At 63.4% G+C, this 26,155-nt stretch carries 27 protein-coding genes and 1 rRNA gene; 15 read left to right on the forward strand and 13 right to left on the reverse strand.

The window, feature by feature from the left end:
• The 4 genes from J9893_RS08040 to clcA all read right to left on the reverse strand — a co-directional run.
• Window positions 1-134: ribosomal RNA gene (locus J9893_RS08040) — 16S ribosomal RNA — on the reverse strand; the annotation flags it as partial.
• A gap of 492 nt (window positions 135-626) precedes the next feature.
• Complete coding sequence (gene erpA, locus J9893_RS08045) at window positions 627-977, reverse strand: iron-sulfur cluster insertion protein ErpA (protein WP_010675554.1); 351 nt, start codon at window positions 975-977, stop codon at window positions 627-629.
• An 89-nt stretch (window positions 978-1,066) separates the two neighbouring features.
• Window positions 1,067-1,759 carry a DUF6776 family protein gene (locus tag J9893_RS08050; RefSeq protein ID WP_210600821.1) on the reverse strand — a complete coding sequence of 231 codons (693 nt, stop codon included), beginning with the start codon at window positions 1,757-1,759 and terminating at the stop codon, window positions 1,067-1,069.
• 87 nt (window positions 1,760-1,846) lie between these two features.
• The gene (gene clcA, locus J9893_RS08055; protein WP_210600820.1) at window positions 1,847-3,241 is read right to left on the reverse strand and encodes a H(+)/Cl(-) exchange transporter ClcA; all 1,395 of its coding nucleotides are present in this window, start codon (window positions 3,239-3,241) and stop codon (window positions 1,847-1,849) included.
• Window positions 3,242-3,450: 209 nt separating this feature from the next.
• Here clcA and hemL point away from each other — a divergent pair, with 209 nt between their 5' ends.
• Window positions 3,451-4,737, forward strand: coding sequence for a glutamate-1-semialdehyde 2,1-aminomutase (gene hemL, locus J9893_RS08060; protein ID WP_210600819.1), 1,287 nt, complete (start codon window positions 3,451-3,453; stop codon window positions 4,735-4,737).
• Between the two features lie 199 nt (window positions 4,738-4,936).
• Window positions 4,937-5,749, forward strand: coding sequence for a hypothetical protein (locus tag J9893_RS08065; protein WP_042016292.1), 813 nt, complete (start codon window positions 4,937-4,939; stop codon window positions 5,747-5,749).
• A 46-nt stretch (window positions 5,750-5,795) separates the two neighbouring features.
• Here J9893_RS08065 and J9893_RS08070 read toward each other — a convergent pair whose 3' ends face one another.
• The gene (locus J9893_RS08070; protein WP_210600818.1) at window positions 5,796-6,698 is read right to left on the reverse strand and encodes a sulfite exporter TauE/SafE family protein; all 903 of its coding nucleotides are present in this window, start codon (window positions 6,696-6,698) and stop codon (window positions 5,796-5,798) included.
• A gap of 259 nt (window positions 6,699-6,957) precedes the next feature.
• On the reverse strand, window positions 6,958-7,641 hold the full coding sequence (locus J9893_RS08075; RefSeq protein ID WP_210600817.1) for a phosphatase PAP2 family protein: 684 nt from the start codon (window positions 7,639-7,641) through the stop codon (window positions 6,958-6,960).
• A 208-nt stretch (window positions 7,642-7,849) separates the two neighbouring features.
• Here J9893_RS08075 and J9893_RS08080 point away from each other — a divergent pair, with 208 nt between their 5' ends.
• Window positions 7,850-8,365 (forward strand): DUF2937 family protein, encoded by a 516-nt coding sequence (locus J9893_RS08080; protein WP_042077825.1) that lies wholly within the window; start codon window positions 7,850-7,852, stop codon window positions 8,363-8,365.
• Window positions 8,366-8,407: 42 nt separating this feature from the next.
• Here the strand turns inward: J9893_RS08080 and J9893_RS08085 are convergent, their stop codons facing one another.
• Entirely contained in the window at window positions 8,408-9,289 is an 882-nt protein-coding gene (locus tag J9893_RS08085; RefSeq protein ID WP_210600816.1) for a LysR family transcriptional regulator, read from the reverse strand.
• Between the two features lie 156 nt (window positions 9,290-9,445).
• Here J9893_RS08085 and J9893_RS08090 point away from each other — a divergent pair, with 156 nt between their 5' ends.
• Window positions 9,446-9,850, forward strand: a complete 405-nt coding sequence (locus J9893_RS08090) for an SMR family transporter (RefSeq protein WP_042077790.1) — start codon at window positions 9,446-9,448, stop codon at window positions 9,848-9,850.
• Window positions 9,838-10,158, forward strand: coding sequence for an SMR family transporter (locus J9893_RS08095; protein WP_042077791.1), 321 nt, complete (start codon window positions 9,838-9,840; stop codon window positions 10,156-10,158). The genes J9893_RS08090 and J9893_RS08095 overlap by 13 nt, the downstream gene beginning before the upstream one ends.
• A gap of 85 nt (window positions 10,159-10,243) precedes the next feature.
• On the opposite strand, the gene J9893_RS08100 is transcribed toward J9893_RS08095, so the two are convergent.
• The 3 genes from J9893_RS08100 to hrpB all read right to left on the reverse strand — a co-directional run bounded on the left by J9893_RS08100 (window position 10,244) and on the right by hrpB (window position 15,585).
• Window positions 10,244-10,645: a VOC family protein gene (locus J9893_RS08100; RefSeq protein ID WP_210600815.1), complete on the reverse strand. Its 402-nt coding sequence runs from the start codon at window positions 10,643-10,645 to the stop codon at window positions 10,244-10,246.
• Between the two features lie 42 nt (window positions 10,646-10,687).
• Window positions 10,688-13,009: a penicillin-binding protein 1B gene (gene mrcB, locus J9893_RS08105; protein ID WP_010675566.1), complete on the reverse strand. Its 2,322-nt coding sequence runs from the start codon at window positions 13,007-13,009 to the stop codon at window positions 10,688-10,690.
• A gap of 122 nt (window positions 13,010-13,131) precedes the next feature.
• Window positions 13,132-15,585 carry an ATP-dependent helicase HrpB gene (gene hrpB, locus J9893_RS08110; protein ID WP_210600823.1) on the reverse strand — a complete coding sequence of 818 codons (2,454 nt, stop codon included), beginning with the start codon at window positions 15,583-15,585 and terminating at the stop codon, window positions 13,132-13,134.
• Window positions 15,586-15,768: 183 nt separating this feature from the next.
• Between hrpB and thpR the strand changes: the two genes are divergently transcribed.
• The 9 genes from thpR (at window position 15,769) to J9893_RS08155 (ending at window position 22,877) form a co-directional block, all read left to right on the forward strand.
• Window positions 15,769-16,314, forward strand: a complete 546-nt coding sequence (thpR, locus tag J9893_RS08115; protein ID WP_210600814.1) for an RNA 2',3'-cyclic phosphodiesterase — start codon at window positions 15,769-15,771, stop codon at window positions 16,312-16,314.
• Window positions 16,311-17,054, forward strand: coding sequence for a DNA/RNA nuclease SfsA (gene sfsA / locus J9893_RS08120; RefSeq protein WP_210600813.1), 744 nt, complete (start codon window positions 16,311-16,313; stop codon window positions 17,052-17,054). The genes thpR and sfsA overlap by 4 nt, the downstream gene beginning before the upstream one ends.
• Window positions 17,055-17,173: 119 nt before the next feature.
• Entirely contained in the window at window positions 17,174-17,623 is a 450-nt protein-coding gene (gene dksA / locus J9893_RS08125) for an RNA polymerase-binding protein DksA (protein WP_029314801.1), read from the forward strand.
• A 109-nt stretch (window positions 17,624-17,732) separates the two neighbouring features.
• Complete coding sequence (gene gluQRS, locus J9893_RS08130) at window positions 17,733-18,635, forward strand: tRNA glutamyl-Q(34) synthetase GluQRS (protein WP_210600812.1); 903 nt, start codon at window positions 17,733-17,735, stop codon at window positions 18,633-18,635.
• 99 nt (window positions 18,636-18,734) lie between these two features.
• On the forward strand, window positions 18,735-20,234 hold the full coding sequence (gene pcnB, locus J9893_RS08135; protein WP_210600822.1) for a polynucleotide adenylyltransferase PcnB: 1,500 nt from the start codon (window positions 18,735-18,737) through the stop codon (window positions 20,232-20,234).
• Between the two features lie 10 nt (window positions 20,235-20,244).
• The gene (folK, locus tag J9893_RS08140) at window positions 20,245-20,742 is read left to right on the forward strand and encodes a 2-amino-4-hydroxy-6-hydroxymethyldihydropteridine diphosphokinase (RefSeq protein WP_045521936.1); all 498 of its coding nucleotides are present in this window, start codon (window positions 20,245-20,247) and stop codon (window positions 20,740-20,742) included.
• Window positions 20,743-20,762: 20 nt separating this feature from the next.
• Window positions 20,763-21,557, forward strand: a complete 795-nt coding sequence (gene panB, locus J9893_RS08145) for a 3-methyl-2-oxobutanoate hydroxymethyltransferase (protein ID WP_042864977.1) — start codon at window positions 20,763-20,765, stop codon at window positions 21,555-21,557.
• Window positions 21,558-21,654: 97 nt separating this feature from the next.
• Complete coding sequence (gene panC, locus J9893_RS08150) at window positions 21,655-22,509, forward strand: pantoate--beta-alanine ligase (protein ID WP_039040846.1); 855 nt, start codon at window positions 21,655-21,657, stop codon at window positions 22,507-22,509.
• Window positions 22,510-22,529: 20 nt separating this feature from the next.
• Entirely contained in the window at window positions 22,530-22,877 is a 348-nt protein-coding gene (locus J9893_RS08155; protein WP_210600811.1) for a putative quinol monooxygenase, read from the forward strand.
• Between the two features lie 61 nt (window positions 22,878-22,938).
• On the opposite strand, the gene J9893_RS08160 is transcribed toward J9893_RS08155, so the two are convergent.
• The 3 genes from J9893_RS08160 to hpt form a co-directional block, all read right to left on the reverse strand.
• The gene (locus J9893_RS08160) at window positions 22,939-23,712 is read right to left on the reverse strand and encodes an ABC transporter permease (RefSeq protein WP_010675577.1); all 774 of its coding nucleotides are present in this window, start codon (window positions 23,710-23,712) and stop codon (window positions 22,939-22,941) included.
• Window positions 23,709-24,626, reverse strand: coding sequence for an ABC transporter ATP-binding protein (locus tag J9893_RS08165; RefSeq protein WP_045521939.1), 918 nt, complete (start codon window positions 24,624-24,626; stop codon window positions 23,709-23,711). Before J9893_RS08165 ends, J9893_RS08160 begins: the two co-directional genes overlap by 4 nt.
• Window positions 24,627-24,738: 112 nt before the next feature.
• Window positions 24,739-25,269 (reverse strand): hypoxanthine phosphoribosyltransferase, encoded by a 531-nt coding sequence (hpt, locus tag J9893_RS08170; RefSeq protein WP_010675579.1) that lies wholly within the window; start codon window positions 25,267-25,269, stop codon window positions 24,739-24,741.
• Between the two features lie 201 nt (window positions 25,270-25,470).
• Here hpt and J9893_RS08175 point away from each other — a divergent pair, with 201 nt between their 5' ends.
• Entirely contained in the window at window positions 25,471-26,085 is a 615-nt protein-coding gene (locus J9893_RS08175) for a TetR/AcrR family transcriptional regulator (RefSeq protein ID WP_029314803.1), read from the forward strand.
• Window positions 26,086-26,155 lie beyond the last annotated feature (70 nt).

Raw genomic sequence — 26,155 nt, forward strand, 5'->3', positions numbered from 1 at the left:
ATTTCCCAGGCATTACTCACCCGTCCGCCGCTCGCCGGCAAAAGTAGCAAGCTACTTTCCCGCTGCCGCTCGACTTGCATGTGTTAGGCCTGCCGCCAGCGTTCAATCTGAGCCATGATCAAACTCTTCAATTTAAGTTTGGTTGCCAATTAAGGCGGCTCAATGAATTGCTGAATTAACTGCTGCAACTTTCGTTGCTTTGGTCACTTCATCAGACATTGAAAATCAAAAATTGTTTTTTGATGCTCGATGCTGTGAGTGCCCACACAGATTGCTTGATTCAAATTGTTAAAGAGCAGGGCCTGAAACTATAACCCTCACCAGCTTGTTTTGCAAGGTGGACCAGACGCGCACTGCGCCGTGCTGATGGAGGCGCATTATAGGGATATGATTCTCGCTGACAAGCGAAAACTACGTGTTTATTTGAAAAAGACGTTCAGGTGTTTAATCAACAACCAATCAGACTAAAAAGCCGTCAACGATTCATCTAAATGAGCCTGCACACCTTCTCTATCGCTACCAATCGGTACCCGTTTTCGCCACATCAAGATCTACATGCCAGCCACGCCAGGCATACAAAAATGAAAAGGGCCCCTCGGGGCCCTTCATATCACGCTGCTTGTAGATCAGATGGAGAAACTGGAACCGCAACCGCAGGTCGTCGTGGCGTTGGGGTTGGTCACGGTGAAACGGGAACCTTCCAGGCCTTCGGTGTAATCCACGCTGCCGCCGACCAGGTATTGCAGGCTCATGGGATCGATCACCATGGTGACGCCGCTCTTCTCGACCACGGTATCGCCATCATTGATTTTCTCGTCAAACGTGAAACCGTACTGGAAACCGGAGCAGCCCCCCCCAGTGATGTAGACCCGCAACTTGAGTTCGGGATTCTCTTCTTCGGTGATCAAGGTCTTTACCTTGTTGGCTGCCGCATCCGTCATCTGGATGGGCAAGGGGGCTTCTGCTACTGCACTCATTGCTGACCTCACAACCGTTACATCCACAAACATGGAAACCGCGAAATTATCCAATACCCGACCATTTAGTTCAAGTATTCACCACTCTCTTACTGTGCTGCCGGCAAGGGGGTTGGTTGAGCGACCAGAGGCTTGAGCACCTCGTTCCACTCAGCAACCAGCTCCTGGGCCGGTTGCCGACCCTCCTTCGGGATGAGGATTCTCACCCTGTCCGGGATGAAGCCTGAGGGAAGCTGCCAATTGCCCTCCAAGAGCTGGAAATATCGCAACGCGTAGCGTCCCTCCCCCACCTTCATGCCAAGATCCCGGCCACTGAGGATCCTGGGCTTGTCAGCCAGACTGCCTTCGAGCCGGATCTGCACCTGCCCCCGAAACAGCTCCCGCTTCTTGGCGGGTTGTGTGAGCGCCAGACGATAGTGGTAGCGACCCGGCACACTCGTCTCCTGCAATGTCAGATTGTCGATGGATACCCCCACCTGTTCGCCGGTGGGACGCATGATGCGCTCGAAGAAGGCGAGCTGACGTTTCTGCTCCTGTACCTGGGCTTCCTGATCCTTGAGCGTCTGCTGAAGTTGCTCGAAGGCGGCCTTCTGGGTCGCCAGCAAGGTCTCCCTGACGCCGAGATCCGTCTTCAGTTGTGCAATGGCCTTGCTCTGACGCTCCAACGTCTCTTGCTGCACCGTCATCAGGCTGCTCTGAGCCAGCTCCTGTCTGTTCCCGACGACATAGCCGGTACATGCCCCCACGGCCAGCACCACCAATAACTTCACGATTTGGGACATAAGGCCTCTTCTATATGCCGACATCAACACAGCTGGTTTCTTTTCACTATACGCGACCATGCCGGATTGATACGGATAAACAAAGAGTTAACCGGTCGCGATGCTGCTTTCACCCCGGTTTTGACGCGCAGCAAGCCGTAAAGTTCGCTCCAGGATCTGGGAATAGATAGGGCGCCCCCCCAACCATTGCGCCACCAGGGTTGCCCCTATGGTGGTGATCATCATGGGCAGGATTAGCTGATAGTTGTCTGTCATCTCTGTCACCAGCACGATGCCGGTAATGGGGGCACGTACGGTGGCGGCGAAAAGCGCCCCCATGCCGGCGATGGCAAAGGCGCCAGGTTCGATGCCGAGATCGGGAAATGCAGAGTGGAACAGGTGACCAAAGATCACCCCGAACAGGGTGCCCAGCGCCAGGGTCGGCGCAAAGACACCACCAGGGGCCCCCGAGCAAAAGCAGATGAGGGTACCCACCAGTCGCACCGAGAAGATGATGAAGAGCGTCGCCATCGCATAGTCTCCCCCCGTCAGATGCGGGATGAGCTCGATTCCCCCTCCAGTGACCGAAGGGGCGAACAGCGACAGCATGCCAAAGGTTCCAGCCACCACCATGCCGATGATGACGAAGCGGTGGCGCTTGTTCTGATGCAATGCCAGGTAACCATCCTGACAGGCGAGCACCAGCTTGTTGAAGACGAACCCCAGCACACCAAAGCAGCCCCCCATGAAGAGAAACAGCCAGAGCGCCTTCAAGGCCGGAGCGTCGTAGTGAGGCAGCATGATGACGGGGGATTGCCCTTCCATGTTCTGCAGCATCAGGGTCGCCATGACGGCCGAAATCCCGACCGCCTTGATGGCGAGGAAGGAGTAGCGAAATTGCGGTCGCATCTCTTCCATGACAAACAGTATCCCTGCCAGCGGGGCATTGAAGGCCGCAGCGAGACCACCCGCCGCACCGGCAGCCAGCAGGGCGTGGCCATGCTCCTTGGGCAACCGGAAGATATCCGCCACCATCTTGCCGAGGTTGCCCCCTATCTGCACCGAGGGCCCCTCCCGCCCCAGCACCATGCCGGAACTCAGGGTACAGACCCCGCCAAAAAACTTCACCGGCAACACCCGCCACCAGCGTACCGGGCGCAGGTCGTCCATGGCCCCTTCAATTTCCGGGATACCGGACCCCCCTGCCTCGGGGGCAAAGGCATGAGTGAGGAAATAGCCAACCAACCCCAGCAGGGCGCTGAAACCAAAGCCGAGCAGGCCAAGCTGCCACCAGGGGCGATCGGCCAGCAAGTCGACACGCTGCTGGGCCAGCCAGTGAACGCAAGACTCGAACAATCCGCACACCAGGCCTGCCAGCAGGCCGACCAGGGCCGCCAACAGGAGCACCAGCAGCGGCATCTTGTCCCGCCGTATCAGGCGCTGCAAGACTGGAGGACGACGCAGCGAGGCCGCGTCGGCGGAAGGAATGGCTTGTTGCTCCATGGATAATCACGCTCATCTAACGAGGACCAGACACACCTCGGCCTCGGCTGCCCAGCTCTGGGCCTTTCTGCTATAGTCGGCCCGTTTCATGTTTCACGGGCGAGAGTCCGGGGCGAGAGCGCAAAGCATACTCCTCCCGCCATCCCCTGCCGAGCCGCAATCGGCAGCCTGTGCCCGGGTAACGACCAAAATCCCATTAAGGATGATCCATGTCAAAATCAGATCAGCTGTTTGAACAGGCCCGCCAGACCATTCCCGGTGGCGTCAACTCACCAGTCCGCGCCTTCAACGGGGTCGGCGGCACACCCCGCTTCATCGATCACGCCGATGGTGCCTACCTCTATGACGTGGACGGCCAGGCCTATGTGGATTACATCGGTTCCTGGGGCCCCATGCTGCTGGGCCACAACCACCCGGCCATCAAGGCCGCCGTCATCAAGGCGGTGGAGAAGGGACTGAGCTACGGTGCCCCGACCGAGATCGAAGTGCTGATGGCCGAGAAGGTGCGCCAGATCGTCCCCTCCATGGAGCAGGTGCGGATGGTCAACTCCGGCACCGAGGCGACCATGAGCGCCATCCGGCTGGCCCGCGGCTATACCGGTCGCGACAAGATCGTCAAGTTTGAAGGCTGCTATCACGGCCACGCCGACTCCCTGCTGGTCAAGGCCGGCTCCGGCGCCCTGACCCTGGGCCAGCCCAACAGCCCGGGTGTACCGGCCGACTTTGCCAAGCACACCCTCACCTGTGTCTTTAACGATCTGGACTCGGTGCGCGAAGCCTTCACCCAGTACGGCAACGAGATCGCCTGTATCATCGTCGAGCCGGTCGCTGGCAACATGAACTGCATCCCGCCGGTGCCCGGCTTCCTGGAAGGGCTTCGGGCCATTTGTGACGAATTCGGCGCCCTGCTGATCCTGGACGAGGTGATGACGGGTTTTCGCGTCTCCCTGCGCGGTGCCCAGGGTCACTACAACATCGACCCGGATCTCACCACCCTCGGCAAGATCATCGGTGCCGGCATGCCGGTGGGCGCCTTCGGCGGCAAGAAGAAGGTGATGCAGCACATCGCCCCGACCGGCCCCGTCTATCAGGCCGGTACCCTCTCCGGCAACCCGGTGGCCATGGCCGCCGGCCTCACCATGCTGGACCTGCTGCTGGAGCCGGGCCTCTATGAGCAGCTGAGCGCCAAGACCGCCCGTGTCGCCGAAGGGCTGAAAGCGGCCGCCGCCAGGCACGGCATCCCGCTTGCCATCAACTACGTGGGCGGCATGTTCGGCTTCTTCTTCACCGACGAGCCCGAGATCACCCGCTACGAGCAGGTGACTCGCTGCGACATGGAACGCTTCAAGCGCTTCTACCATCTGATGCTGGAAGAGGGTGTCTATCTGGCACCGAGCGCCTACGAGGCGGGCTTCCTGTCGCTGGCGCACGGCGACAAGGAGATTGAACACACCCTGGCGGCCGCCGAGCGCAGCTTCGCCAAGCTGGCTGGCTGACAAGCAGCAAGATGTGCAGAGGGCCCCGATGGGGCCCTTTTTTGTTTGCTCGTCCCGACAAGGCACCATAGTGGTGCATCCTTAAGTCCCTCACCGGAGCCTTGCCACCTGCTGGTGCGCCGCGCCGTACACGGGCTGTCATAAATCGGGCCCACAATTTGCAGAACCCTGCTCAGGAGCCCATTGGACCGAGGTGTATATGGCAGAGATGAGCCCCATCGATGTGCTGCGGCGCTATCAGGAGTACGAAACCGAGCTGGCCCCCCTGCTGCTGGGGCTGCTCACCCTCCCCGAGGCGTCTCTCAAGACCTATGCCTTCGTCGAGGAGGTGAAGAGCCTGGCCCCCCAGATCAGGCCAGCCATACTGGCGCCCGTTCCGGCGGCCCAGGGGCAGCTGCGCCTGCTGGTGCAGGGCCATGGCCGGGAGCTGGAGATCAACCTGCACCAGCTGATCGCCTGGCTGATGGGGGACAGGGAGCGGCGGCGCGCCATTCCCTGGTTCAGGGCCGTCTACGTCGTCCTGAGTCTGGCCCTGTTTCTCATCGTCGGCACCCTCATCTGGCACGGGCTGGAACAGCTCTATCTGCTCCTGTGCGGCACCCAGCAGAACCGGCTGGGCGCCTTCAGCGCCATCATCTTCCTCACGCTCGCGCTGGCGGTGTTCGATCTCGGCAAGACCATCCTCGAAGAGGAAGTACTGCTGCATAAGGACATCTTCCGCCACAGCGCCATCCGGCGCACCATTACCCGCTTTATCGCCGCCATCCTGATCGCGGTCTCCATCGAGGGGTTGCTGCTGCTGTTCAAGGGATCCCTCGGCCAGAGCGAACTGCTCTGGCCTGCGGTGGGGGTGATGGGGTGCGCCGTGGGGTTGCTGCTGGCGCTGGGGCTCTATGTGTTTCTCGGTGCCAGGGCGGAAGCCGCACTGGTCGCCTCCAGCCAGCAGACCGCCCACTCGGAGGGGGCTGCCAGGGGCATCAGAAGACGCGCCAGGACCGGGCGAGCGGGATGACATACCAACGCGGGGTGCCCGTGCAGGCGGGCCTCGCCGACGCCAGCTAGCTCGTCGCCTCTGCCAGCGCGGGCGCTGGCTGTCGCTGCGCCGCACGCCAGGAGGCGTACATGGTCCAGGAGGTATAGATGACGATGAAAGCCACCAGCCATTTGAGCATCTCCATCTCCATGGATTTGACCAGCATGGCCGCCAGCACCACGCCGATGGGGCCGAAGATAGCCACAGCCAGCACGGCCCGCGCATCGAAAGCCCCCTTGCGAATGAAGGTCCCCGCCGAGAAGACGCTGAGCACGGCGGTGGATCCCATCATGATGGGGAAGGCCACCAGCGGGTTCATGCCGAGCAGATAGACCAGGGTCATGCAGGGGGCGAACAGGCCGATACCGACGTTCATCAGAGCTCCGAACAGGAAGTTGCCGGCAAGGGCGATCCCCAGCTTGTAACCGCTCAGCCCCATGGCCTCGCCACCGAGGGGGAAGAGCCCGAGCAGACCGGCAAAGATGAGACCGGCGACCACCAGCAGGGAGACCGCCATGACCAGCCGGATGGTCTGGCGATCAAAGGAAGCCACGTAACGGGCGCCCCAGGCCGCACCGGCCGCCGCAGCCGCCATCATGCTGATGAGGGTGACGGGATCCACGTTGACCACGCCGATGAAGATGAGAGCCTGGGTCACGGTCGGCAGCACGCACTGGCCGTTGAGGGTACCGGGCAGCACCCGATCATCGATCAGCCTGAACTGCTTGTAGCAGGCGGTCTTCACCGCAAAGCTCCCCACCCCCAGGGTATCGAGAAAATTGGCCACAAAACCGATGGCCGCCACCGGCCAGAAAGGGGTGGCTTCGAGCTGGCCATGACGCCGTTTGTGCCACCAGGCACGGACCAGCATAAAGAGAAAGACCAGGGCACAACCGATAAACAAGAGACGCAGAAAAGTGACAAGCATGGGGAGACCTCCAACAACGGGCGGCGATTCTAAGGCAGCGGAGGGAAAAAATCCTGGCCAGGATCATGAGACGACGGGTGCAAACGTTTGGCCGCGACTATTTTGGCTGGCAGAACCCGAATGGGGCTATCCATACTGGTTGGGAGGGCGACAGCCCGGGCTCATCGGGCGTAGTCCTGGTCATTTCGCGACGACCACAGCACCGGTGAGGCGTAAACGAAAGAAGGCGGGGTGACCCGCCTTCTTTTTTCATTCTCCGTCAGGCAATCCAGCGTGGCAGCCGGGGAGCCAGGCGGTCGATCAGGCGATCCGACACGGGAGTGAGCAACAGCAGCGGCAGGCAGATCAGGGAGAGGCAAAGAGCGCCCACATAGACGTCCGTTATCCAGTGCGCACCAGCCAGGATGCGGGGCGCCGAAAACAGGGGCACCATCACCACCGCAACTACCCCGGCCCAGCGCGGCAGATAGCGCAGGGCAAAACCGGCGAAGATCATCAGGAAGAGGGCGTGATCACCGGGGAAGCTGTCACCGGCGGAGTCCTTGGTGGGAATCGCACTGATCTCGGTCAGGCGCAGAGCCCCGTCCACCATCAAGGTGGGGCTGGGACGGCTGACCGGCAACAGATGCCCGAGCTGATTGATCACCAGAGCCCCCAGCAGCATCACGACCCCCATGGCCACCAGACGACGGCGCTCCTGCCCGTCGGCACGGAAGAAGCAACCGGCAAGGATCCCGCCCATGCAGGCCAGCGCGGCCAGATCGAACAGGCGGTTGTTGGTGATGGCCACCAGATCGGCCCAGCGGGGGGAGTGGCCGAGCCAGCCATTGACCAGCTGGAAGAGGGTGAGATCCCAGTGATCCCAGGGGCCATGATCCGGCAGGGCAGCCCAGCTGAAGGCAATCAGGCCACCGATCAGATAGAGAGGAATGAACTTGCTCATGCCGACTTTTCCTTGGAAAAGCGCGCATTCTAGGTCAGTCAAAAGATGACGTGAATCACAGAAATGTAAGCATTCGTGTCAAAAACGAATTCCATTGAATCCGCCCCTGCCCCGTTCTGCCCCCTGGCCGGCAGAACGGGCACCGCCGTCTTGGCTCTCCCACGGCTTGCGGCTAGTATGGCCACTCCGTTCACTCAGGATGATGATGATGCGCAGCTACCTTCGCATGATGCTGTTTGCCCTCGGCTTGCTGGCTGGCGTGCAGATCCCCGGGATCGTCGATCTCTACTACCAGCGGCTGGATGCGCGCCTGCAACAGGCCAGCCTCAGTCTGGCGCCCTTCCAGCGCACCGCGGATCAGCACTTCCAGGGCGATCTTCAGGCCCTGGTCGCCCACTACGGCGCCAGCCAGGATCCCGTCTTCACCCAGGATGCCGCCAGCCTGCAACAGCTGGTGAGCCAGCAGCGGCACCTGCAGCAGGAACTCGCCTTCCGGGACCAGGCCTGGTATCGGCAACTCTCCCACCTGCTGCTGCGCGCCGATCCCCTGCTCTGGCAGGACACCCTGCACAACTACGGCTATGTGGTGCCGCTCAATCAGGCCGCCATCCTCTGCGGCGTGGCGGTGGGCCTGATGGCCTCCCTGCTGGGGGATCTGCTGCTCAGCCTCCTGGCGCTGCCCTTTCGCCCGCGCCAGCCGCTCTCCCGGCGCAGCCTGCGCTGATCCCCCTGGTGCCGCCATGTCCGGCGGCGCCCCCGAACGCGGTCATTCGAAGGGTTCGAGATAGGCCCCGATGGCCTTCTTGAGCCAGGCCAGCACCTTGCCATGGTGGGCATTTTCCGCCAGATAGACCCCGTAGTCGCGCCACTGCAGGCTGAACTTGTGTTTCAGGGTCAGCAGTTCCCCCTGGCGCAGCTGGCTCTGGATCAGCGGTGACGGCAGCACGGCCCAGCCGAGGCCGTCGAGCACCGCATCCCGCATCAGCTCGAAGCTCGACAGCCCGATGTGATGGCCGCCGATGGGCAGCAGGCTCTTGACCGAGAATTCGTCCACATAGGAGAGGGTGACCTGGGTATGGCCGGTCAGGTCCTGCTGCAATACCCGCTTCAGGCTGGCCAGGGGGTGGCTCGGGGCCACCACCATCAGGGTGCGGATTGGGTTGAGCACTTCGATGCTGAGGCCGCTGCGCTCCTGCTCCTCGGTGATGAGGCCGAAGGCGGCATCCACGAACCCCTCCTCCACCAGGGCGGGCAGCTCAGGCGGCGAGGCCAGCACCAGGGAGATGCTGGTGCCGGGAAACTGGTGGCGCAGCTGGCCCAGCATCTCCCGCCACACCGCCTCGGGGATGGCGTCATCCCGCGCCACCCGCAGCGCCACCTCGGCGCCGGAGGCATGGTGCTCGCACTTGAGCTTGAGGCTGTTGGCGGCCTGCAGCAGCCGTTTGCAGTCGTCCAGCACCTGCTCGCCGATCTCGGTCAGCCGGCTCTGGTTGGCCCCTCGTTCAAAAAGTTCGACGCCAAGCTCAACCTCAAGCGCCGCGATCGCCGTGCTGACCGCGCTGCGACTCTTGCCAAGGCGGCGGGCTGCATTGGCGATGGAGCCACTGCTGGCTGATTCCACAAAGAGTTGTATCTGGTAGAGCTTCATGATTTGGGTCGTGAGCTAGGTATCCGGCATTCACCTTATCTCGCCCGCTGCTGCCAAGGCAAACCGTCAGCGTCTGAGTTGTCGACGCTCAGCGATTCTGCCGCCTGAACGGGCTGCGGCTATCATGGCCCCGTCGCAGCAACAAGAGGACATGTTATGTCATTCAATCCCATGCTTCTGGCCCGCCTCTTCCTGACGGGTGCCATCCTGACCGAGGTCGCCGGTACCTCCACCATGGCCATGATCCCGGAGAACCAGGCCGGCTGGCTCAACTACCTGCCCATGTGGGCACTCATCTCGCTCTCCTACCTGTTGTTGGCCAAAGCCGCCACAACAATCTCCATTGGCATTGCCTTCGCGCTCTGGGAGGGGCTGGGGATCGCGCTGATCACCGTCGTCTCCGTACTGTTCCTCGACTACCGCCTGAATGCTCAGGAGTTGATCGGACTGGCGCTGGCCATAGTGGGGATTGTTCTGGTGACGATGGGTGAGCGCCACGAGGAGCCGGTCGCCCCCATGCACAGCGCCCACGAGGCCAGGGAGGTCCCATGCACCCGCTGATGATAGTGCTGGGCGCCGCCCTGCTGGATATCGGCGCCAACATGGCGATCAACCGCTCGCTCGGCTTTCGCCACAAGGGCTGGGGCCTGCTCGGCATCCTGCTGGTACTGTGCGCCTTCACCCTGCTGTCGGAGGCGGTCAGCACGGGCCGGATCGATCTGGCCGTGGCCTATGCCACCTGGGGCGCCATAGGGATCCTGGGTACCGCCCTCGGCGGACTGCTGCTGTTCGGCGAGCGGCTCAAGCCCGTCGGCTGGGTCGGCATCCTGGTGATGGCCGTCGCCGTGGCCCTGCTCACCACCGCCTGACCCCCAGTTGACGCAAAGAAAGAAGCCGCCCGGTTTGCCTGGCGGCTTCTTCTGTTTGGGGGACTGAGGCCTGAGCGGCACATCCCTATGGCTGCGCTTCGTAGAGCTCCAGCGGCAGGCCGTCGGGGTCGGCGAAGAAGGTAAAGCGCTTGCCGGTCAGCTCGTCCACCCGCACCGGCTCCACTTCCACCCCGTGCTGCTCCAGGTGGGCGATGACCCGGTCGAGATCCGCCACCCGAAACGCCAGGTGGCGCAACCCGCACGCCTCCGGCCGGGAGGGGCGCGGCGGCGGCGCCGGGAAGCTGAACAGCTCCAGCTGGCTGCCGTCCGGCAGCGCCAGATCCAGCTTCCACGACTGACGCTCGGCCCGCAGGGTCTCGGCAATGATGGGCAACCCCAGCACCTGGTGATAGAAGTGGCGCGAGCGCGGATAGTCGCTGGCGATGATGGCCACGTGATGGATGGCCTCAAACAGGGGATGGGTCATGGCAATCCTTGCAAAACGGGCAGCCTGCGCTGCCCGTCTTCGTCAGTTGAAGAAACCGTTGAACCAGTTGTCCAGGGCATTCGCCGGGTCCGAAACCGGGCTGGCACAGCTCATGGGCTCGGCCAGACCGGCCAGCTTGGCCGGCACCTGGAGACTGCCGGGACAATCGCTGGCCACCCGGGCACCGCTCGAGCGGGAGAAGTTGGCCCAGCTCACCCCTTCGGGCATCTTCAGCCCCAGGCTGTTGACCCCTCGCTGGCTCATGTAGCCGCTGAACAGCTGCAAGGCGCCACTGGCACCGGTCAACCCGGCCGGGGTGTTGTCGTCACGGCCGACCCAGACGCTCACCAGCTCGTTGTTGTCCATCCCGGCAAACCAGGAGTCACGCAGCTCGTTGGTGGTACCGGTCTTGGCGGCCATGGTGGCCCCGGGGAACTTGGCACCGAGCGCCCGGGCCGTCCCCTGGCTCACCGTCTTGGTCATGGCGAACAGGGTCAGCCAGCTTGCCTGGGGATCCGTCACTCGCTTGGCCGCTTCGTCATGCTGGTAGAGCTGGCGCCCCTCGCCATTCACCACGGCCCGGATGGCCGACAGGGGCTGGGTCAACCCCTGGTTGGCAATGGGCAGGTACATCTGGTTCACCTCCATGGGCGAGAGCGCCACCGCCCCCAGCACCAGGGACGGATAGGGCTGGATCTCCTGCTGCACCCCCAGCTTGTGCAGGGTATCCACCACCTTGTCCAGGCCTATCTGCATCCCGAGGTTGACGGTCGGCACGTTGAGGGAGCTGGCGAGCGCCTCCATCAGGGGCACGCTCTGGCGGAACTTGCGGTCGTAATTCTGCGGCGTCCAGATCTGGCCATCCTGGCCGCGAATCCGGATCGGCTGATCTTTAAGCGGCGTGCCCAGGGTCAGGCCGTTGGAGAGGCCGGTCAGGTAGACCGCCGGTTTGACCAGGGAGCCAATCTGACGGCGGGCATCCAGCGCCCGGTTGAAGCCGGCGTAGCGGGGATCCCGTCCCCCCACCATGGCGACCACCTCGCCCTTGTGCCAGTCGGAGACCACCATGGCCGCCTCCAGCTTCTTCTTGCCACGCTGCTTCTCGATGGTGGCCAGACCCGACTCCACCGCCTGCTCGGCGGCGTGCTGGGCGATGGGATCCAGACTGGTGAAGATCTTGAGGCCGGACTGCTTGAGCAGATCCGGGCCGAAGCGGTTCTGGATCTCCCGCTTGAGCAGCCCCATGAAGGCCGGGGTACGGCCATAGCTCATCTGGCCGCGGGCGATGATGCCAAGGGGCTGCTTGCTGGCCAGGTCATACTCGGCCTGGGTCAGGCTGCCGTGATCCGCCAGCAGTTTCAGCACCAGATCCCGGCGCGCCTTGGCCCGGTCCGGGAATCGCCAGGGATCGTAATAGGAGGGGCCCTTCACCATGCCCACCAGCAGGGCCACCTGATCGATGTCCAGCTCGTTGACCGGAATGCCGAAGTAGAAGTAAGAGGCGAGCCCGAAACCGTAGACCCCCTGGGAGAAGTTCTGCCCCAGATAGACCTCGTTGAGGTAGGCCTCCAGGATCTCGTCCTTGCTGTAGCGGTAGTCGATGAGCACCGCCATGTAGGCTTCCTGCAGTTTGCGCCACAGGCTGCGCTCACGGGTCAGGAAGAAGTTCTTGGCGAGCTGCTGGGTGAGCGTACTGCCCCCCTGCACGGTGCGCCCCGCCAGCAGGTTGGCTGCCATGGCGCGCATGATGGCCACCGGCGAGACACCGCCGTGCTGGTAGAAGTCCCTGTCTTCCGTGGTGAGCAACGTCACCAGCAGGCTGTCCGGCACCTCGGAGAGGCGCACCAGCAGGCGGTCTTCCCGATCCTCGGTGTTGAGGCGATCGAGCAGCACCGGGTCCATCTGGGCATAGCCGAGCTGGCGCTGGTTCTCCAGGGACTGGATCCCCTCGAGGCGCGCCCCGTTGAAGGTGAGGCGCAGGCCACGGGCGCCGTCGGCACCGTCGTGGAACTCGAACGGCCGGCGCACCAGCTCGATGCGGTTGCCGCTCACCGCGTACTCACCCGGGGTATGAGGCTGACGCACCTGCTTGTAGCTCAGCATGTTGAGCTCGCGCAGCATCTGGGTCTGGGAGAGCCGCTGGCTGGGATAGAGCTCCAACGGGCGGCTGTAGACCATCACAGGCAACTGCCACTTCTCCCCGTCGAAGCGCTCGCGCACCTTGGTGTCGAGATAGATGCCAAACACCACCATGAAGGCCGCCACCACCAGAGAGAGCTTGAAGCCCAGCCAGAACAGGGTGCGCCAGATGGTGCGTTTGGGCGCCGCCTTCTTGGGCGTGCGCTTGCGTCGTTGGGTTGCCATAAATCCTCTTGTCGTTCTCCTCGCCATCCCGCTGATGCGAGCGGCCTGCGATGCCTGTTGTGGAGGGGGCTGTGCCACCGCCATCTTGTTCTGGTCGTGCCGACCGATCACTGCCCCGTCGGCTACTCCTGCAATCCCATCTTCTTCTTGGTCACCCGGGTCGGCATCGCCTCCAGCGGGTTGTCCGGCCAGTAGTGACGGGGGTAGCGCCCCTTCATCTCTTTTTTCACCTGCTCATAGGATCCCGCCCAGAAGGCGGCGAGATCCGCGGTGATCTGCAAGGGGCGCTGGGCCGGGGAGAGCAGCTCCACCACCAGGGGCACCCGGCCATCGGCCACGCATGGGGTGGCGCCCAGCCCGAACATCTCCTGGATGCGCACCGGGATCGCTGGCGCCTGACCCGGCTGGTAGCGGATCCGCACCCGGCTGCCGGTCGGTGCGGTGAAGTGGCTCGGCAGCGCCTCGTCCAGCCGCCTTGGCAGGGGCCAGGGCAGAGACTGGCGCAGGATGTCGCTCATGTCGAGCCGCTTCAACTGCTCCAGCCGGGTCATGCCGCTCACCGCCGGCAGCAGCCACTGCTCGAGGTCGGCCAGCAGGCTCTCCTCATCCATGGCGGGCCAGGCTTCGTCGGGCAGCCAGTCGCGGGCGCAGCGCAAGCGGGCCAGCAGCCCCTCGCTGCTCTCGTCCCAGGGCAGCACGTGCAGCCCCTTGCGCCGGATGCCCTGCAGCAGGCAGCGCCCCTTCTGTTCATCGGAGAGATCCGTCAGCGGCCGCTGGCCGAGCACCAGCTCGCCGAGCACCTGCTGGCGCTCCGCACGCACCCGTTCCTCCCGATCGTCCCAGTCGAACCACTGGCGCTCGCCGACCAGCTCGGGCAGCTGGCGCACCAACTCATCCAGCGCCACCGGCTCGGCGATGAAGATGCGGCTGCCGCGCTCGTTCTGACCCATTTCGACGGCCACGATGGCCCCCTGCCCCTGGCAGGGATGCCCTTCTACCAGATCGCAGCTCACCCCGCCACTGAGCTGATAGCGGCTGCCACTGCGCAGCTTGCCGATGCGATCGGGCCAGGCGAGGGCGCACAGCAACCCCAGCCATTGACCCTGCGGGCTGCTTGCCCGCACGCCGAGCCGCTCGAACCAGCGGGCCGCCCCCTGGCGCAGGGCGCCCTGACGGCGGTGGAACTGCACGGACAGGCGCTCCGATCCTCGCAGATCTTCTTCCAGCAGCGCCACCAGGAAAGCCGCATCGGCGACAATCCCTGTCAGACCCTCGGATTCCAGCTCCCGGGCCCGCAGCAACATGCGGGCGAGGCGGGGATGGGTGCCGAAGGCCGCCATGGCACGGCCTGCCGGGGTAAGTTGTTGCTCACCCTCCGGGGCCATGGCGCCCAGGGCCACCAGCAACCGCCGGGCGCTGGCCACGGCGGCAGGGGGTGGCATGTCCAGCAGGGGCAGCGCCTCCACCCGGGCCCCCCACTGGGCGGCGTCCATCAGCAGGCCGGTGAGCTCTTGCGTCAGGATGTCGGGGGGACTCTGCTCGGCGAGGCGCTCCTGCACCTCGCAGCTCCAGAGCCGGTAGCAGACGCCGGGGCCAAGCCGCCCTGCCCGCCCCGCCCGCTGGGTGGCGGAGGCTTTGGCGATGGGCCGGGTCTCCAGCCGGGTAACGCCGCTCTTGATATCGAAGGCGGCGCGCCGCTCCAATCCGCTGTCGATGACCACGGAGATCCCCTCGATGGTGAGGGAGGTCTCCGCCACGTTGGTGGTGAGCACCAGCTTGCGACGACCCGCAGGCGCAGGCTCGATGGCCGCTTGCTGGGCCGCGAGGTCAAGACGGCCATAGAGGGGAGCCAGGGTCACACCCCCTGGCAACCGCCCTTCCAGCCACTGTGCCAGCCGCTCTATCTCCCCCTGTCCCGGCAGGAACACCAGGGCACTGCCAGCCTGACTGGCGAGCGCCTCCAGCACCACAGCGCCGACCTGGGCCTCCAACCACTGCTGGCGATTGGCGGGGCGATAGTGGTACTCGATGGGAAAGCCGCGCCCCTCGGAGCGCACCACGGGGGCGCCTGGCAGCAGGCGCTCCAGGGCCATGCCATCCAGGGTGGCGGACATCACCAGCAGCTTGAGATCATCGCGCAACCCCTGTTGGCTCTCGATGGCGAAGGCCAGCGCGGTATCGGCGTGCAGGCTGCGCTCGTGGAACTCGTCAAAGATGACGAGCGACACGCCGGTGAGCTCAGGATCCTGCTGCAGCATCCGGGTCAGCACCCCCTCGGTCACGATCTCGAGCCGGGTCTGGCTGCTGGTGCGGCTCTCCCCGCGCACTCGCAGGCCGATGCGCTCGCCCACCTTCTCCCCCAGCTGACGCGCGAGGAAGCTCGCGATGTTGCGCGCCGCGAGGCGCCTGGGCTCCAGCATGATAATGCGCCCGGGCAGCCGGTGCTGGCGCACCAGCTCCAGGGGCAGCAGGGTCGATTTGCCCGCGCCGGGGGGCGCCTGCAGGATCACGCTGGTATGGTTGTCGAGGGCTGCAAAGAGTTCAGGCAACACCGGGACGATGGGGAGGGAAGACAAAGCGATGGGCACCTTCTGTGACACTTCTGAAAAGGGGTCCATTCTGCCACAGCCTCCCGGCCATCGTAAGCGCCCCTGCCGGGCAGGGGCAGGAAGCGTCAGGTGCAACACGGCAAGACATCCCGGGAGCGGCTGCCATAGAATGGCCTTATCCGATGCCCATCACGAGGACCAACACGCCGCATGCCCAAACTCTTCTTTGCCCTGCCCCTGCCAGAGCTTGCCCCCGAGCTTGCGACCTGGCGAGACCAGCGCCCCTGGCCCGGCCAGCCGGTGCCCGAGAGCAACCTGCACCTGACCCTGGCCTTTCTCGGGGAGGCCGACGAAACGACCCAGGCTCGCCTGATCGCGGCCGCCGAGCGACAGCACTGTCCCCCTTTCAGCGTCCATCTGGATCAAACCGGCTGGTTTCAGCGCGCCAAAGCCGCCTGGGTGGGGCCCGGTGAGTGGCCGAACGAGCTGACCGTGCTCGCGAGGGCGCTGCGCCGCCACGGTGAAAAACTCGGGCTGGGCAACGGCGAGCAGGGCTATCGCCCCCACGTCACCCTGTCGCGCAAGGCGGGCGAGGCCCCCGGCGAGCTGCCTGCGCCGGATTTTCTGCTCAGGGCCGATCGCTTCTGCCTCTATCAATCCGTCAGCACGCTGGACGGCGTCCACTACGAACCGCTCGCCTGCTGGCCCCTGCGGGCCCGCGTCAAAAAACCGCACCGCGAGGAGCTCACCCCATGATCTTCGATCCCCCCCTGCAGTCCGGGCAGCTGATCTCCCGCTACAAGCGCTTCCTGACGGATGTGGCGCTCGACAACGGCGAGGTGATCACCATCCACTGCGCCAATACCGGTGCCATGACCGGCTGCGCCCTGCCGGGCACCCGGGTCTGGTACTCCACATCCGACAACCCCAAGCGCAAGCTGCCAAACAGTTGGGAAATCGCCGAGAGCCCGGCGGGTCACTTCATCTGCGTCAACACGGCCCGTGCCAACCAGATCGCCCGGGAGCTCATCGAACAGGGCGCTCTCGCCCCCCTGGCAGGCTATGCCAGGCTGCGCACCGAAGTGAAATACGGGGAAGAGAACAGCCGCATCGACCTGCTGCTGGAAGATGACCACAGGCCGGATTGTTACATCGAGGTGAAATCCGTCACCCTGCTCGACGAGCGGGAGCAACACGGCATGGGGTACTTCCCCGATGCGGTCACCACCCGCGGCGCCAAGCACTTGCGTGAATTGATGGCCATGAAGGCGGCAGGGCACCGGGCCGTGCTGCTGTTCATGGTATTGCACTCCGGCATCGCGAGAATGCGCCCTGCAGCCCATATCGATCCGCACTATAGTCAGCTTGTTGAACAGGCGATGGCGGCAGGGGTTGAAATTTTATGCTATCGCCCCCATGTTGGTGTGCAGGGCATGGTGGCTCAGGATTTTATCCCATTTGAATCTGACCATATGCTACCCGAGGGCAGAGAATAAATGCAGAAGTGGGTAACATTATTGATAAGGCTTGTTTGCCTCCCGTTGACCCTTCTGCTATAGATGTCGCCCTCAATTTATGGATGGCACGGGTAGCGTGCTGAATTAGGAGACAGGGCATGCCAACAGGCGAAAACAGGAAATCTCTGGGCCCCCTGGCCATTGCGGGTGTAGAGCCTTACCAGATGAAAGCCGGTGAGGAGTACATGAATGACCAACAGAAGGTACATTTTCGCAAGATCCTGGGAGCCTGGCGCAACCAACTGATGCAGGAAGTTGACCGCACCGTCGACCACATGAAGGATGAGGCTGCCAACTTCCCGGATCCCGTGGATCGCGCCGCGCAAGAAGAAGAGTTTGCTCTCGAACTGCGCACCCGCGACCGTGAACGCAAGCTGATCAAGAAGATCGAGAAAACCTTGCTGCTGCTCGAAGAAGATGACTTCGGTTACTGCGAGCATTGCGGCATCGAGATCGGCATCCGCCGTCTGGAAGCCCGTCCGACCGCAGACCTCTGCGTGGACTGCAAGACGCTGGCCGAGATCAAGGAAAAACAGATGGCTGGCTGATGCCGCCCATCCACAGGAACGAAAAGGGAGCCCAGGCTCCCTTTTTTATTGAGCTTTTGGTCGGGCCGTCCCAGAATGCAGCCTCAATGCATCGCCTACCCGAATTGCCATGGTCATGACATCCCCCCCCTCCCGACGCCCCTATGTGGGCCGCTTCGCCCCCTCACCGTCCGGTCCGCTCCACTTCGGCTCCCTGGTCGCCGCCCTTGGCAGCTTCTTGCAGGCCAGGGCGCAGCAGGGACGCTGGCTGGTGCGCATCGAAAACATCGACCCCCCGCGGGAGATGCCGGGAGCGGCTGACCTTATCCTCACCACCCTGGAGGCACACGGTCTTGGCTGGGATGGGGAGGTGATGTTCCAGAGCGCGCGCCATGGCCGCTATGACGAGATCATCGATCAGCTCTATCGGGCCGGGGATCTCTACTGGTGCCGCTGTACCCGACGCGAAATCATGGCCGCAGGGGGGTTCTACAACGGTCATTGCCGCCCCCTGGGGCTGACCGCCGAGGGGTGTGCCGCCCGTTTGCGCCAGCACCAGCCGGTCTATCGGTTCGAGGATGCGCTTCAGGGAGAGATCACCGTCCCCGCGGCGCTGGCGGAGGAGGACTTCATCGTGCGCCGCCGGGACGGGCTCTACGCCTACAACCTGGCGGTGGTGGTGGATGACATGGACAGCGGCATCACCGAGATCGTCCGTGGCGCCGATCTGCTGGAGCCCACCGTGCGCCAGATAGCCCTCTACCAGACCCTGGGGGCTGCCGTCCCCGATTGGGTGCACCTGCCACTGGCGGTGCAAGCGGATGGCAACAAGCTCTCCAAGCAGAACCATGCGCCGGCGCTGTCGCAGGACGAGGTACGACCGGCCCTGTGGCAGACACTGCATTTTCTCGGTCAGTGCCCGCCGCCCGAGCTGATGGCGTGCCGGATCGACGAGATCATCGGCTGGGGCATCGCCCACTGGCAGCTGGCCCGGGTACCCCGCCAACAGAAGATCCCGCAAGGGCAAAGCTAGCCCCGGCTGCATTTCTTGCCCCAAAAGGACCAATCAAGGGGAAGCAGGCCACACCGTTTCTCATTTGGTTGGGGCTGAGCTATGATAGGCCGCTATTTTTTGGCCTCCCGTCAATTTGAAGTCATAACGAGGTGTACCATTTTTTCCCAGATCGCAAACTTTTGCCGCAAAGTGCTCGGCAAGGAAGACGGCGAGCAGTCGGTGGAGTCCCCCATTCCGGCCCGTGTCGCCGGACAGCGCCGTACCTTGAGCCGTGACCAGCACCCGATTTCGCGCAAAGAGATCAGCGAGAATGCCCTCAAGGTGCTCTATCGCCTGAACAAGGGGGGCTATGAGGCCTACCTGGTCGGCGGCGGCGTCCGTGACCTGCTGCTCGGGAAGACCCCCAAGGATTTCGACATCGCCACCGACGCGACGCCGGAGCAGATCAAGGCGCTGTTCAGCAACTGCCGCCTCATCGGCCGCCGTTTCCGCCTGGCCCACATCGTCTTTGGTCGTGACGTGATCGAAGTGGCCACCTTCCGGGGTCACCACCATCAGGTCAATACCAGCAAGCATGTGTCGGCCCAGTCCAATGAAGGCATGCTGCTGCGGGACAACGTCTACGGCACCATCGAAGAGGATGCCGAGCGTCGCGACTTTACCGTCAACGCTCTCTACTACAGCGCCAAGGATTTCACCCTGCACGATTTCGAGGGTGGGCTGGAAGACCTGGCCGCGCGTAGACTGGAGCTCATCGGCGACCCCGAGACCCGCTACCGGGAAGATCCGGTGCGGATGCTGCGTGCCGTGCGCTTCGCCGCCAAGCTCGACATGACCATCAGCCCGCGCACCGCCGCGCCCATCCGGGAGCTGGCCCCGCTGCTGCAGGACATCCCGGCCGCCCGCCTGTTCGAGGAGACCCTCAAGTTGTTCCTGGCGGGGGACGGTCTGGCCACCTACAAGCTGCTGCGGGAATACGGGCTGTTCCAGCCGCTGTTCCCCCAGGTAGCCGCCCTGTTCACGCCCCACGGCAACTCGCCCTACGAGCAGTTCATCGAGCAGGCGCTGATGGACACCGATACCCGGGTCCGTGAAGAGAAGCGCGTCACTCCCGCCTTCCTCTACGCCACCCTGCTGTGGGGCGCCGTCGAGGCCCGCGGCCGCGTGCTGGAAAACGAGAGCGGTCTGCCCTGGTACGATGCCTTCATGCTGGCCATCAACGAGGTGCTCGACAACCAGGTGAGGATCATCGCCGTGCCGCGCCGCTTCACCACGGACGTGCGCGACATCTGGGCCCTGCAGCAGCGCCTGACCCGCCGCCAGGGCAAGCACCCCGAGCGCGCCATGGAGCACCCGAAATTCCGTGCGGCCTTCGACTTCCTGTTGCTGCGCAACCGGGTCGAGCGCGGCCTCGGCGAGCTGGCGAGCTGGTGGGAGCGCTATGTGGCCTCCAACCCGGATGTGCGCCCGCAACTGCAACGGGAGGCGACCCGCCGCCCGGCAAGCGGTGAGCGCGGTCAGGCCGGTGAGGCCCGCAGCAACGATGGCGAGAAGCGCAGCGGCAATGGCCGCAACCGCCGTCGCCCCCGCCGCCGCAAGCCGAAGTCGGCAGAGTAAGGATCCGCCGATGATCGAGGTCTTCGTCGCCATCGGCTCCAACCTGGCCGACCCCCTCGGCCAGGCTCGTCGCGCCATCGCCGCGCTGGCGACCCTGCCTGAGTCCGAGCTGCTGCAGACCTCCCACCTTTACGGCAGCCGCCCCATGGGCCCTGCGGATCAGCCGGACTACATCAATGCCGTGGCGCGCCTTGCCACTCGCCTCAGCCCTCTGGCGCTACTGGACGAGCTGCAGCGCATCGAGCAGGCACAGGGGCGAGTGCGCAAAGATGAGCGCTGGGGCCCCCGGACCCTGGATCTCGATCTGCTGCTGTACGGTGACGAGGTCATCCGACATGAGCGCCTGACTGTGCCTCACTATGGCATGAAGGAGCGGGAGTTCGTCCTGCTGCCCCTTGCCGAGATAGCCCCCTCCCTGGTGCTGCCCTGCGGCACCCCGCTCACCGAACTGGTTGCCCGCTGCCCGCGCAATGGACTCGCGATCCTGGCCGGTGCAGCAGGCGAGTAGAGAAGAGTAGGAACAACGTAATGAGCAAGATCACCATTACCCACCTGCAGAAGATGAAGCAGGACGGACAGAAAATCACCGCCATCACCGCCTATGACGCCACCTTCGCCAAGCTGTTCGACGACGAGGGCGCCCAGGTGCTGCTCATCGGCGACTCCCTCGGCATGGTATTGCAGGGCGGAGACGACACCCTGGCGGTCAGCATGGACGAGATGGTCTATCACACCCGCTGCGTGGTGCGCGGCACCACCAATGCCCTGGTGGTGACCGACATGCCGTTCATGAGCTACGCCACCCCGGAGCAGACCTACCAGAACGCGGCGCGCCTGATGGCGGCCGGTGCCCGCATGGTGAAGATGGAAGGGGGGGACTGGCTGTGCGACTCCATCCGCCACCTGACCCGCAACGGGGTGCCGGTGTGCGGCCATCTCGGCCTGACCCCGCAATCCGTCCACGTGTTTGGCGGCTTCAAGGTGCAGGGGCGCGACGAGTTCCACGCCCAGGAGATCTACCGCCAGGCGCTGGAGCTGCAGGCGGCCGGCATCCAGTTGCTGGTGCTCGAGTGCGTGCCCGTCTCTCTGGCAGAGCGCATCACCAAGGCGCTGCGCATTCCGGTGATCGGCATCGGTGCCGGCCCTGCCACCGACGGCCAGATCCTGGTGATGCACGATGCCTTCGGCATCACCTCGGGTTATGTGCCCAAGTTCACCAAGAACTTCCTGGCCGAGACCGGTGACATGCGTGCCGCCATTCGTCTCTACGTGCAGCAGGTGAGCGAGGGGACCTTCCCCGGCCCCGAGCACTGCTTCAACTGACTTTCTGTCGTCATGAGCGCGGGGGCCTGTGCCCCCCGTCTCGCCCTCCCCCCTGACGGCCCCCTCTTTTATTGATTCATCTGAAGGTGAACTGACGATGTTGGTTGTGAACAATCCCGCCGCGCTGCGCGAGCAGATCGGTCAATGGCATCGCGAAGGCCGCGCCATCGCATTCGTGCCCACCATGGGCAATCTGCATCAGGGTCATCTCACCCTGGTCGAGGAGGCCCGCCGCCATGGCGACAAGGTGGTGGTCAGCATCTTTGTGAACCCCTTGCAGTTCGACAAGGCCGAGGATCTCGCCAACTACCCCCGCACCCTGGAGCAGGATTGCGCCGCCCTGGAGGCCGCCGGTGTCGACCTGGTCTTCACCCCGACGCCGGAGATCATGTATCCCCAGGGGCTCGCCAGCCAGACCTTCGTCGAGGTGCCCGGCATCTCCAGCCTGCTGGAAGGGGCGCTGCGTCCGGGGCATTTTCGCGGGGTCAGCACCGTGGTCACCAAGCTGTTCAATCTGGTACAGCCGAACGTGGCCTGCTTTGGCGAGAAGGATTACCAGCAGCTCGCGCTCATTCGCAAGATGGTGGCCGACATGGCCATGCCCATCGAGATCGTGGGCGTGCCGACCGTGCGGGCCGAAGACGGGCTGGCCCTCTCTTCGCGCAACGGCTATCTGACCGCTGCCGAACGGGCCATCGCTCCCGAGCTCGCGCGCACCATGAACTGGATTGCCGGGCAGATTGAAGCGGGGAACAGTCACCTCCCCTCCCTGGTTGCCCAGGCCAGCCAACGCCTCGACAACGCGGGATTCAGGACGGATGCCATCGACATCGTCGATGCCGACACCCTGGAATCCGCCAGCGCCGAGAGCCAGCGCCTGGTGATCCTGATGGCCGCCTATCTGGGCAAGGCCCGCCTCATCGACAACCGGGTCGTCGCCCTGCGGGGTTGAGACACGGCAAGGAGACCACGATGTCCAAGAAGGTTTACTGCATCGCCCAGTTCCAACCCAAGCCGGGCCAGGAGCAGGCCCTGTTCCGCGTCCTGCAAAGGCTCGAACCCGACACCCTGCGTGAAGATGGCTGCCTGCAGTACATCGTCACCCGCCATATCCAGAGCCCCTTTGCCGAGGGGGAGAGCTTCCCCATCGTCTTCAACGAGATCTGGCGCGACATGGCGAGCTTCGAGGCCCACTGCCAGCGCGCCGGTATCAAGGCCTTCTTCGAGCGCTACTGCCTCGCGGATGATGGCCTCGCGGCCAAGTGGAACGTCTGCGTCTACAGCGACGAGCCCGCGGACTACGATGCCCCGGCGCTCTGAGACCGACATGTGCAAATAAAAAGGCGCCCGAGGGCGCCTTTTTGCTGGCAGGTGCTGCGCCTCAGTGGCGCAGACCGGTGCCGCGGGAGATGAGCCACCAGGCCATCCCGTAGAGCACCAGGATGAAGCCGATGATGATGAGATAGGCGGTGCCCAGGGGCACGTCCGAGATCCCGAGGAAGCCGTAGCGGAAGGCGTTCACCATGTAGATGATGGGGTTCACCTGGGAGACCCCCTGCCAGAACGGCGGCAGCAGGGTGATGGAGTAGAAGACGCCCCCCAGATAGGTCAGGGGAGTCAGGATGAAGGTCGGGATGATGCTGATGTCATCGAACGACTTCGCGAACACCGCGTTGATGAGCCCCCCCAGGGAGAAGAGGATGGAGGTGAGCAGCACGGTCACGCAGACGCTGAACAGGTGATGGATCTGCAGCGGCACGAAGAACAGCGACACCAGGGTGACGATGAGGCCGACACAGAGGCCGCGCGCCACGCCACCGCCCACATACCCCGCGATGATGATGTAGTTGGGCACCGGCGCCACCAGCAGCTCCTCCACGTTGCGCTGGAACTTGGCGCTGTAGAAGGAGGAGGCGACGTTGGAGTAGGAGTTGGTGATGACCGACATCATGATGAGGCCGGGCACGATGAACTCCATGTAGCTGAAGCCCCCCATGTCACCGATGCGCGAGCCGATGAGGTTGCCGAAGATGACGAAGTAGAGGCTCATGGTGATGGCGGGCGGCACCAGGGTCTGGATCCAGATCCGGGTGAAGCGGCTCACTTCCTTGGCCAGAATGCTCTTGAAGGCGATGTAATAGGTCATGGGGTTCATGCTTTGCGACCCTCCTCTACCAGATTGACGAACAGCTCTTCCAGCCGATTCGCCTTGTTGCGCATGCTGAGCACCTTCACCCCCTGGGCGGAGAGCTGCTCGAACAGGCTGTTGAGGGACTGGCTCTTCTCCAGCTCCACTTCCAGGGTGTTCTCATCCTGCATCCGGCCGTTGAACTCGGGCAGGGCCGGTACGCTGGAGCCCGGCACCAGATCCAGCAGGAAGGTCTCGCGACCCAGCTTGCCGAGCAGGCTCTTCATGCTGGTGTTCTCGATGAGACGGCCCTTGTCGATGATGCCGATGTTGCGGCACAGCATCTCGGCCTCTTCCAGGTAGTGGGTGGTCAGGATGATGGTCACCCCCTGCTCGTTGAGATCCTTGAGGAAACTCCACATGGAACGGCGGATCTCGATGTCCACCCCGGCGGTCGGCTCATCCAGGATCAGCAGCTTGGGCTCATGCATCAGGGCGCGGGCAATCATCAACCGGCGCTTCATGCCACCGGAGAGAGTGCGGGCCGCCATGTCGCGCTTGTCCCACAGATCGAGCTGACGCAGGTACTTCTCGGCGCGCACCTTGGCCTCGGCCCGCGGCACTCCATAGAAACCGGCCTGGTGAGTCACTATCTGGCTCACCTTCTCGAACTGGCTGAAGTTGAACTCCTGGGGCACTAGGCCGAGCTGGGACTTGGCCAGCTCCAGATCGGTATCGATGTCATGACCGAATACCTTCACCTTGCCGGCACTCTTGTTGACCAGTGAGCTGATCACGCCGATGGTGGTGGATTTGCCCGCCCCGTTGGGACCGAGCAGGGCGAAGAAATCCCCCTGTTTGACGGTGAGATCGATGCCCTTGAGGGCTTCGACGCCCCCCTGATAGGTCTTCTTCAGACCGCTGATTTCCAATGCGTTCATTGCAACCCCTGTGATGGATGAGCCCATCTCGAGACAGAAAAGGCGGCTGTGACGCCGCCTGAAGACAGTCGATGGCGGGCCGGCCAGCCTGCCTTGCTACTTCGGACCCGGCTTACTCTTGCGGTACCACCTTGCCAATGAAAGGCAGGTTACGGTACTTCTGGGCGTAGTCAATGCCACAGCCCACCACGAACTCGTCCGGGATGGAGAAGCCAAGCCAGTCCACCGGCACCTGAACCTCGCGGCGGGACGGTTTGTCCAGCAGGGTGCAGATGGCCAGGGATTTCGGCTCGCGCAGGGAGAGGATCTCGCGCACCTTGTTGAGGGTGTAACCGGTGTCGATGATGTCCTCCACGATCACCACGTCCTTGCCTTTGATGTCGTCATCCAGATCCTTGAGGATGCGCACGTCACGGGTACTGTGCATGCCGGAGCCATAGCTGGAGGCAGTCATAAAGTCCAGGGTGATGGGCAACTGGCACTGACGGCAGAGATCCGCCAGGAAGACGCAGGAGCCGCGCAACAGGCCGATCATGACCACTTCCTCGGAGCCCTGGTAACGGGCGGTAATCTCTTCACCCAGCGTGGCGATCCGGGCTGCAACCTCGGCCTCGGGGATCATCACCTCGACAATGTGTTTCATCACATACTCCAATAATGACCAAAGGGTTATTGGCCGTTCATTAACGTCAAAACCGAGGATTCTACCACTCCAACCAGTGGGCGTCAGGCATACGTGATGCTTTTATCGGCTTATTTTAATTGATAGAGTTAGCAAGCCTTCGGGCATTATCGGTGACAATACTATAAACACCATAATCAATAACTATTAGATGAAAAAACTATGGAACCACGCGCAGAAATAAGACGTCGAACCCGGCTTTCGCCGGAGGCTCGCCGTGATCAATTGATGGAGTGTGCCGTCGAGGTATTTTCCCGTCGCGGCATCGGCCGTGCCGGGCATGCCGAAATAGCCGAACAGGCAAAGGTCTCGGTTGCGACCGTTTTTAACTATTTCAATACTCGTGAAGATCTGGTCGACGAAGTGCTGACAGAAATCGAAGCCTTCGTACAGCAGATCCTCGAACAGGCCTACAACGGTCAGGGCTCCGCCAGGGAGAGCATTCACCGCCACGTGAAGCTGTTCGTTGACGCCGCCTATGACAAGCCCGATCACGCCAGCATCTGGCTGGAGTGGAGCTCCTCGGTGCGGGAAGAAGTGTGGCCTCGCTACACCCGGCTGCTGGACAAGGCGCTGGAGCGCATTGCCCCCCACCTGCAACGGGCCATCGACAACGGCGAGATCCAGAGCGTGCTGTCGGCGCAGGATCTGGCCCGCTCCCTGACCGGTTTTGGCTATGTGATGATGCAGATGATCAATCAGCCGCAGCGTCCGAGCCGGGAAGAGGTGACGGATTTCCTGTTCAAGTACGTGACGGCCCCCATCCAGGCCAGCTGACTCGTGCTGATGTTGACAAAGCGGCGCCGGGCTTTACAGCCCGGCGCCGCTTTTTTGTCCGCTCCCCGCC

Source organism: Aeromonas sp. MaB10011B (genome assembly GCF_017939325.1).
Lineage (GTDB): Bacteria > Pseudomonadota > Gammaproteobacteria > Enterobacterales > Aeromonadaceae > Aeromonas > Aeromonas caviae.

Bases quoted from the DNA above. Each gene is read 5' to 3' on its own strand.
- J9893_RS08065 (WP_042016292.1), top strand. From the start codon at position 4,937: ATGGCAGAGATGAGCCCCATCGATGTGCTGCGGCGCTATCAGGAGTAC.
- thpR (WP_210600814.1), top strand. From the start codon at position 15,769: ATGCCCAAACTCTTCTTTGCCCTGCCCCTGCCAGAGCTTGCCCCCGAG.
- panB (WP_042864977.1), top strand. From the start codon at position 20,763: ATGAGCAAGATCACCATTACCCACCTGCAGAAGATGAAGCAGGACGGA.
- sfsA (WP_210600813.1), top strand. From the start codon at position 16,311: ATGATCTTCGATCCCCCCCTGCAGTCCGGGCAGCTGATCTCCCGCTAC.
- gluQRS (WP_210600812.1), top strand. From the start codon at position 17,733: ATGGTCATGACATCCCCCCCCTCCCGACGCCCCTATGTGGGCCGCTTC.
- J9893_RS08085 (WP_210600816.1), bottom strand. From the start codon at position 9,289: ATGAAGCTCTACCAGATACAACTCTTTGTGGAATCAGCCAGCAGTGGC.
- J9893_RS08155 (WP_210600811.1), top strand. From the start codon at position 22,530: ATGTCCAAGAAGGTTTACTGCATCGCCCAGTTCCAACCCAAGCCGGGC.
- hpt (WP_010675579.1), bottom strand. From the start codon at position 25,269: ATGAAACACATTGTCGAGGTGATGATCCCCGAGGCCGAGGTTGCAGCC.
- mrcB (WP_010675566.1), bottom strand. From the start codon at position 13,009: ATGGCAACCCAACGACGCAAGCGCACGCCCAAGAAGGCGGCGCCCAAA.
- J9893_RS08175 (WP_029314803.1), top strand. From the start codon at position 25,471: ATGGAACCACGCGCAGAAATAAGACGTCGAACCCGGCTTTCGCCGGAG.
- clcA (WP_210600820.1), bottom strand. From the start codon at position 3,241: ATGGAGCAACAAGCCATTCCTTCCGCCGACGCGGCCTCGCTGCGTCGT.
- J9893_RS08165 (WP_045521939.1), bottom strand. From the start codon at position 24,626: ATGAACGCATTGGAAATCAGCGGTCTGAAGAAGACCTATCAGGGGGGC.
- erpA (WP_010675554.1), bottom strand. From the start codon at position 977: ATGAGTGCAGTAGCAGAAGCCCCCTTGCCCATCCAGATGACGGATGCG.
- J9893_RS08080 (WP_042077825.1), top strand. From the start codon at position 7,850: ATGCGCAGCTACCTTCGCATGATGCTGTTTGCCCTCGGCTTGCTGGCT.
- J9893_RS08095 (WP_042077791.1), top strand. From the start codon at position 9,838: ATGCACCCGCTGATGATAGTGCTGGGCGCCGCCCTGCTGGATATCGGC.
- J9893_RS08100 (WP_210600815.1), bottom strand. From the start codon at position 10,645: ATGACCCATCCCCTGTTTGAGGCCATCCATCACGTGGCCATCATCGCC.
- J9893_RS08075 (WP_210600817.1), bottom strand. From the start codon at position 7,641: ATGAGCAAGTTCATTCCTCTCTATCTGATCGGTGGCCTGATTGCCTTC.
- J9893_RS08160 (WP_010675577.1), bottom strand. From the start codon at position 23,712: ATGAACCCCATGACCTATTACATCGCCTTCAAGAGCATTCTGGCCAAG.
- hemL (WP_210600819.1), top strand. From the start codon at position 3,451: ATGTCAAAATCAGATCAGCTGTTTGAACAGGCCCGCCAGACCATTCCC.
- J9893_RS08070 (WP_210600818.1), bottom strand. From the start codon at position 6,698: ATGCTTGTCACTTTTCTGCGTCTCTTGTTTATCGGTTGTGCCCTGGTC.
- J9893_RS08050 (WP_210600821.1), bottom strand. From the start codon at position 1,759: ATGTCCCAAATCGTGAAGTTATTGGTGGTGCTGGCCGTGGGGGCATGT.
- panC (WP_039040846.1), top strand. From the start codon at position 21,655: ATGTTGGTTGTGAACAATCCCGCCGCGCTGCGCGAGCAGATCGGTCAA.
- folK (WP_045521936.1), top strand. From the start codon at position 20,245: ATGATCGAGGTCTTCGTCGCCATCGGCTCCAACCTGGCCGACCCCCTC.
- J9893_RS08090 (WP_042077790.1), top strand. From the start codon at position 9,446: ATGTCATTCAATCCCATGCTTCTGGCCCGCCTCTTCCTGACGGGTGCC.
- dksA (WP_029314801.1), top strand. From the start codon at position 17,174: ATGCCAACAGGCGAAAACAGGAAATCTCTGGGCCCCCTGGCCATTGCG.